At 48.2% G+C, this 6,223-nt stretch carries 8 protein-coding genes; 6 read left to right on the forward strand and 2 right to left on the reverse strand.

The features are described 5' to 3' along the window. Positions 1-24: 24 nt before the first annotated feature. Together RMO52_RS20860 and RMO52_RS20865 are read right to left on the reverse strand one after the other, a co-directional pair. Entirely contained in the window at positions 25-939 is a 915-nt protein-coding gene (locus RMO52_RS20860; protein ID WP_310418129.1) for a LysR family transcriptional regulator, read from the reverse strand. A 182-nt stretch (positions 940-1,121) separates the two neighbouring features. Next, positions 1,122-1,976 (reverse strand): 3'(2'),5'-bisphosphate nucleotidase CysQ, encoded by an 855-nt coding sequence (locus tag RMO52_RS20865; protein ID WP_310418131.1) that lies wholly within the window; start codon positions 1,974-1,976, stop codon positions 1,122-1,124. A gap of 392 nt (positions 1,977-2,368) precedes the next feature. On the opposite strand from RMO52_RS20865, the gene RMO52_RS20870 reads away from it, so the two are divergent. The 6 genes from RMO52_RS20870 to RMO52_RS20895 all read left to right on the forward strand — a co-directional run. Beyond that, positions 2,369-2,656: a hypothetical protein gene (locus RMO52_RS20870; protein WP_310418134.1), complete on the forward strand. Its 288-nt coding sequence runs from the start codon at positions 2,369-2,371 to the stop codon at positions 2,654-2,656. 458 nt (positions 2,657-3,114) lie between these two features. Beyond that, positions 3,115-3,963, forward strand: coding sequence for a phycobilisome linker polypeptide (locus tag RMO52_RS20875; protein WP_310418138.1), 849 nt, complete (start codon positions 3,115-3,117; stop codon positions 3,961-3,963). Positions 3,964-4,260: 297 nt separating this feature from the next. After that, positions 4,261-5,013 carry a phycobilisome rod-core linker polypeptide gene (locus tag RMO52_RS20880; RefSeq protein ID WP_309740661.1) on the forward strand — a complete coding sequence of 251 codons (753 nt, stop codon included), beginning with the start codon at positions 4,261-4,263 and terminating at the stop codon, positions 5,011-5,013. A 161-nt stretch (positions 5,014-5,174) separates the two neighbouring features. Beyond that, complete coding sequence (locus RMO52_RS20885; RefSeq protein ID WP_310418143.1) at positions 5,175-5,534, forward strand: phycobilisome linker polypeptide; 360 nt, start codon at positions 5,175-5,177, stop codon at positions 5,532-5,534. Between the two features lie 12 nt (positions 5,535-5,546). Next, positions 5,547-6,077 (forward strand): phycobiliprotein lyase, encoded by a 531-nt coding sequence (locus RMO52_RS20890; protein ID WP_310418145.1) that lies wholly within the window; start codon positions 5,547-5,549, stop codon positions 6,075-6,077. Between the two features lie 48 nt (positions 6,078-6,125). Further along, a partial coding sequence (locus tag RMO52_RS20895; RefSeq protein ID WP_310418148.1) for a CpcT/CpeT family chromophore lyase occupies positions 6,126-6,223 on the forward strand: 98 nt, incomplete at its 3' end.

Here is a 6,223-nt window from a genome sequence, read left to right on the forward strand (position 1 = left end):
CTCACATCTGTCAACTGCTCTCCGTCAACAGTTCTCTGTCAACTGCTGACTGACTAAATCGCAGAAAAATTTAATCGGAGGAATCTGGAGTCTGTCGCTAGTCGTCACAAGGACAACTTGACGGGAGAGATTGATGCCGCTGTGAGGGATGGATTCGATCGCTCTTGCTGCCAGAGTTGAATCGTTGTGAAGGTCGAGCAGTGCCGATTTAGGTAATAATGCGATTAATTTACCCTGTCTGACTACCCCCCGAAAGGCATCTAGCGTATTCAATTCTAACACCGCCTGGAGTTTGCTACCTTGTTTGCTAAATTGTTCTTGCACTAGTCGCTGCATTCCATATCCGTCCTTGAATACTACCTGTGGATACTTAACGAGTTCGATCCAAGGTACTAGGTTGTATTGAGCCAGAGGATGATCGGCGGACATGAGGATCTCGATCGGTTCTTGATAGAGATTTTGGACGATCGTCTCGGGACTGGTGGTAAACATCCGATTGTCCATCACAATGGCGACGTCCACTAAACCATCCTTGAGCACCTTCAAGGCTCGATCGCTACCTAATGCCGTAACTCGCAGTTGCACCAGTGGGTAACGCTGACAAAACTGCTGCAAAATTGGGGGTAAAATATTCGCGCACACTGAATGAATTGCGGCAACGCACAAATCGGGTTGTTTCCCCGCTAAAAGGTGTTCGATCGATTGATGTGCGAGTTGCCATTCAGTACAAATCTTCCGCGCGTGGGGAAGGAGCCGTTCGCCGCCGATAGTTAATTTTGCCTGATGATGGCGATGAAACAAGGAAATCCCCAAATCTTCTTCTAGAGACTGAATTTGGCGACTGATGGTCGATTGGGTACAATCACAGGTACGAGCAGCCTGCTGAAAACTGCCAGTCTCGGTAATTGCTAAAAAGGCTTGCAATTGTTCGATCCGCATTGCTAGGTGTTGGGGGACTGGGGGGAGTTGGGGAGTGGGGGAGTTGGGGAGTTGGGGAGTGGGGGAGTGGGGAGTGGGGGAGTTGGGGAGTTGCTATGTTAACCTCTTACCTCTTACCTCTTACCCATTACCCATTACCCATTACCCATTACCTCTTACCTAACCTCATAACATCTATGGCTCTAATTCAACAAATTGGGTGTGGCTGCATCCAAGAGTTGTTGATGCCATTCTCCCGTACTGGCGATTGCACAACCCCACTGAGTAACATCGCCCTGATTGTACCGAAGCTCCGTCCCATCCTGATGGGTGAACTGCCCGCCTGCTGCTGTCAAAATTAGCTCTGGAGCGGCTAGATCCCAATCTTTAGGTGCTGATGTTCCCGACAGCGAGACGTAGACATCCGCACGCTGCTCGACGATCGCCGCAATCTTACAGCCGATACTGCCGACTTCGAGCTGTTGCTGACACGGAAGTTGAGCCAATAACCGAACTAATCCCTTGCTCCGGTGATTGCGACTGGCAACCACAATTAAATCGGTCAATTGCTTCGATCGCGCCACCGTCACAGGTTGCCGCACCCCGTCCCCAGTTATTTGCCAAGTACCAACACCCGCGAGTGCCGCGTACAGTCGATCGGATTCTGGGATTGTTACTACTGCAAGCACCGGACGATGTTGATAGGTAAGAGCGATATGGATAGCATACTCCCCAGTCTTATCGATAAAATCGCGCGTCCCATCCAACGGATCGATAATCCACACCCAATCTTGCGGCAACTGAGCATCCCCAGCCTGATAAGTCTCTTCAGTCAGATAACCGCAGCTATCGCCACACATTGCTTGAATTCCATCTAGGATGTGTCGATCGACCGCTCGATCTGCGACTGTCACTGGCCCTTCGGCTTTATCTAGGACATCTAAATCGGCGCGACTGCCTCGGTAATAAGCCTTTAAGATGGCTGCTGCCGTCCAACTCAACTCGATCGTTCGTTCCAAAATATCGGCTAAGGTCAAATGTAGCAGTGGTGAATTCACAGGAGTTGGGAGTTATAAAGTGAGCAGGATCGGGGGTAGCTCGATGAGATCGGACCGGACGTGCAGCACTAACCCGATCTAGAAATTGACTTAAATATCTAGCGACTGCCGCGCTCGATCGAAGATGTGTTAAATGCGGCACAGGGCGATTACCTCTCGGCGCGGCTACGCCAACGCCGTTCGCCTCGCCGCATGCGGCTAGACTGGCAGGCGCTCTGCTACAGACATCATGGAGCGCTATGTCTGAGCGATCGTTCGGTTTTCACTATACCTGAGTGGTGAAACAATACGGTTTCCTGTGTCCAGCTTACCCTAAATTTTGGCAATCTTGGTGGTAGAATAGTGTGCGAAGCCGCAAGTCGCTTTCAAAAATTAAGTGTGAGGAAATTTTAATGAACTGGAAAACTTTATTGGTAATTGGTAGCTTACTTTTGACTACTGGCTTAACTGCTTGTAACAAGGAAGCTGCTGCTCCCGACGCTACCAAAACTGAAACTAAGACTGAGACTACTGAAACCAAGCCCGTTGACGGTGCAGCTCCCAAAAGTGATGCAATGAAGCCTGCTGATAGTGCAGCTCCTAAAGTTGACGCTGCTAAGCCCGCTGACGGTGCGTCCAAAACTACCACTACCACTACAAAGGAGACTACTAAGCCTGCTGATGCTCCTAAAAAGCCTTAGTAGCACTTAGATCGGTTCGTTGCCAAAACGCATCGACCTAATCTAACTTAGTCGATCGCCATCAACGTCGTTTCTGACTCCAGGAGGAGCTAACGACATTGGTGGCGTTGTTTTTTTTGCCGATCGTCACTAAGCGACGTAGGCACAGCTAAATCCTAAACCCTAAATCCTAACCCCTAGTGACACCACTCTGGCTCACCATAGAGCCGCTGGAAAACTTAATTATTCTTAGTATTCAGAGTTACAGCTATATATGAAGATTAGTATAGAGAAGATTATAAAAGCTTATCGGAGATCGGAGCGGGAAGCCTAGCTTGTCAGCCTACCTCCAGAGCCGGAACGCTCTCATAATTGATGGCTGGATGGTTATTACTTGTAAAGGTATCGCCAAAGCCTGCTCGAAATTTTGAGACAATCGTGCTCAGATTTATTAATTGTTCATTAGGGAGACTTAGTAAATGTATTTTGGACCAGCTTCACGATTGGGTGTTAGCCTGTTTGACGAAACTCCACCAGTTGAGTGGATACCCGGACGTTCTAACGCAGAGATCGAAGAAATCATCACGGCTGTCTATCGCCAAGTCTTAGGCAATGCCTATGTTATGGAAAGCGAACGGGCGACAGTTCCGGAATCCCAGTTCCGTAGTGGCGAATTTAGCGTGCGGGAATTTGTCCGGGCGATCGCCAAGTCAGACGCATACATGTCTCGCTTTAGCGATTGTCCTCGCTATCGCTTTGTGGAATTGAATTTCCGTCACTTATTAGGTCGCGCACCCAATAGTTATGATGAAATGAAAGCTCACAGTGCCATCTTAGATGCTGGCGACTTTGATGCTGAAATCGATTCATACCTCGATAGCGATGAGTACCAGAACGTTTTTGGAGACAATATCGTTCCTTACATTCGCGGCTATAAAACTGAAGCAATCACTCACATGGTTGGTTTCACCCACACGTTCCAATTGGTACGTGGGGCGTCTACTAGCTCCTTCAAGGCTGACTTGGCAGGCAAATCACCAAAACTTAACTCTTTGGTCATTAATGCCACTGCTACGGCAGTCACAGCGCCTGGTAATACCTTCCGCAATCCGCCGATCGATCCACGCACGCGTCTGGGTGCGGGTGCTAGCGACCAAGGCAAGGTTTACCGGATCGAGGTCACAGGTTATCGGGCGAATAAACTCAATAACATCTCCAAGTTCCGTCGGAGCAACCAAGTTTATATGGTGCCTTACGAGCAGTTGTCGGAAACTTACCAACGGATTCACAAGCAAGGTGGATCGATCGTCAGTATGACGGCGATTTAGGGTTTAGGGTTTAGGCTTTAGGGTTTAGGCTTTAGGGTTTAGGCTTTAGGGTTTAGGGTTTGAGGCTCTGGGGTTTGAGGGTTTAGGGTTTAGGCTCTAGGGTTTGGGTTTTGAGGCTCTAGAACGGTTGTTGAGTTGGGGTTTAGATCTCTACCTGATAACTGTTCGCTTCATGGCAAACATTATTACTCCCTCACAACTCCAGTTAAACCTGCCTTTTGGCAAAATCTGGGTGGCAAAAGCCGCTAATTCCGCGTATACATCTTCAAAATAACAACAATTTAGCACCAAAAAACTATGGCAACCATGACTCGGATGGAATTGTGGCCCAATCGCACTATTGACGACGTTCAAGCAGTGATTCGGGCAGTATACAAACATGTCTTGGGCAACCCCCACGTCATGGAAAGCGAACGCCTAACATCCGCAGAATCACAGCTAGCAGATGGTAGCCTCTCCGTGCGGGAATTTGTGAGAGCAGTTGGTAAATCAGAATTTTATCAAACTCGCTACTTCCAACAGTGTGCGCCTTATCGGTTCACTGAGCTGAATTTCATGCACTTTTTGGGTCGTTCTCCAGAATCAAAAGCGGAAGTCTCAGCACATATCGTGCGGTGCGTAGCTGAAGGCTATGAAAGCGAGATCGATTCTTACATTGACAGCGATGAGTATCAAGCCGCCTTTGGGGAAAATATCGTCCCTTACAATCGCAGTCTCAGTGAAGATGGCAAGAGCCAAGTCACCTACAATCGGCTGATTGCGATCGATCGCGGCCCCGCTCAAGTCAGCAGTGCAGTGACATCTTCTCAACTCGTATATTCAGTTGCTACCAATAGCACCAGTAAAGCGACCGCCTCCAAAGTCAGTTTGGGCGGTTCCGCTGATGCTAGTAAGAAAATGTTCAAAATCGTCGTCACTGGTGCCAAATTTACTGGCCCTCGTCGCGTCAGTACTACTGAATATATCGTGCGTGGCGATCGGATGACACCCCAAATTCAACGCATCAATCGAACCAGCGGCAAAATCGTCAGTATCACTGAGATGACTTAGCCCTAGTTGGGGGATAGCACCGATCGATGCTACTCCCGATGACTGTGAATGTCTGAAGATCCGATCGAGGCTAAATCGTGTAACTTCCATGCCATTAGTCCTCGAGCGATTTGTTTAATAATTTATGATTTTTAGCAATTTTTGAAATTAAAATTATCAAAATGAATACTGTATTTAACTTGAGTAGTGACACCGATCGGACATTTGCGATTTCCATTCTGGAAGGCTACGCCAACGATATTGCGGGTAGCCCTCATCAAGCAATGCTCAGAAGTAGTAACTATACAGTCAAAGTTGCTTATTCAGGTTTGTCAAAAACTCTGCAATCGATTACCAAACGTGGTGGCAAAGTCCTAAACGTGCGGATGCTGTCAGCACCGCTGCCCAGTGTCGCGAATATTCCGGTGGCTGCGGTAGTCCCGCCGGAAATCGAGCCATCGCCGCCAGTGCCTAAAGATCTGGCTGTCAGCAAGTCCCCGTCAACATCCCGCCGTCCGCCAGCCAAATCCAAAAAACGTTAATTTAGGGTACGAATGGACATTACTCAATTTGTGGAAAGTTCGATCGGGCAGTGGAAGTCGCAGCGTAGCGCTCATCATATGATTTTTAGTCACTTTGAAGCGGTGCGATCGGAGATCGAGATTGTAGCTTTAACTCCTGACAATCCCGCAGCGATCGAACTTTGTCAATCCTATGGGATCGATCCGAGTCAAGCGGTAGTTCCCTTCCAAATGAGTTGGGAAGGAGAATCGGACTGGAATGATGAGGTGCTTAAAGGGAGTACTGTCTTGGTGCCAATTCCCGATCCTCATGTCCCAAATCAGGGTCGATTATTACGCGATCGGGGGTATGCTGAAACTATCCCGGCTGCTGCTCGCTATCACATCACCGCTGATGATGTATTTGTCTTAATCACCGAATACGATCGCGCCGCCGCCGAAGAGCGAATTTGGTTTGTCAATCCTAATTTGAGATTTCGCGTATCGACAATCAAAACTAGCGATGGTACGGGTGTCGTCACGGCTTCTTTTTCTTCCGAATTACGTTCCTTGGCAACAGCTTAATTCAAACTAGCAGTTTTTATGAGTGATTCGATTTTATTAGCGCAGTGGATGGCTGGTGAATTTAGCAATCACCACCAATCAACTTTAGAGCCGCAGCATTACGCGCATATTCGGATCTTTTTTCGACCGTTACCATTTGAATTTTT

Source organism: Chamaesiphon sp. OTE_8_metabat_110 (assembly GCF_031382685.1).
Taxonomy (GTDB): Bacteria; Cyanobacteriota; Cyanobacteriia; order Cyanobacteriales; family Chamaesiphonaceae; genus Chamaesiphon.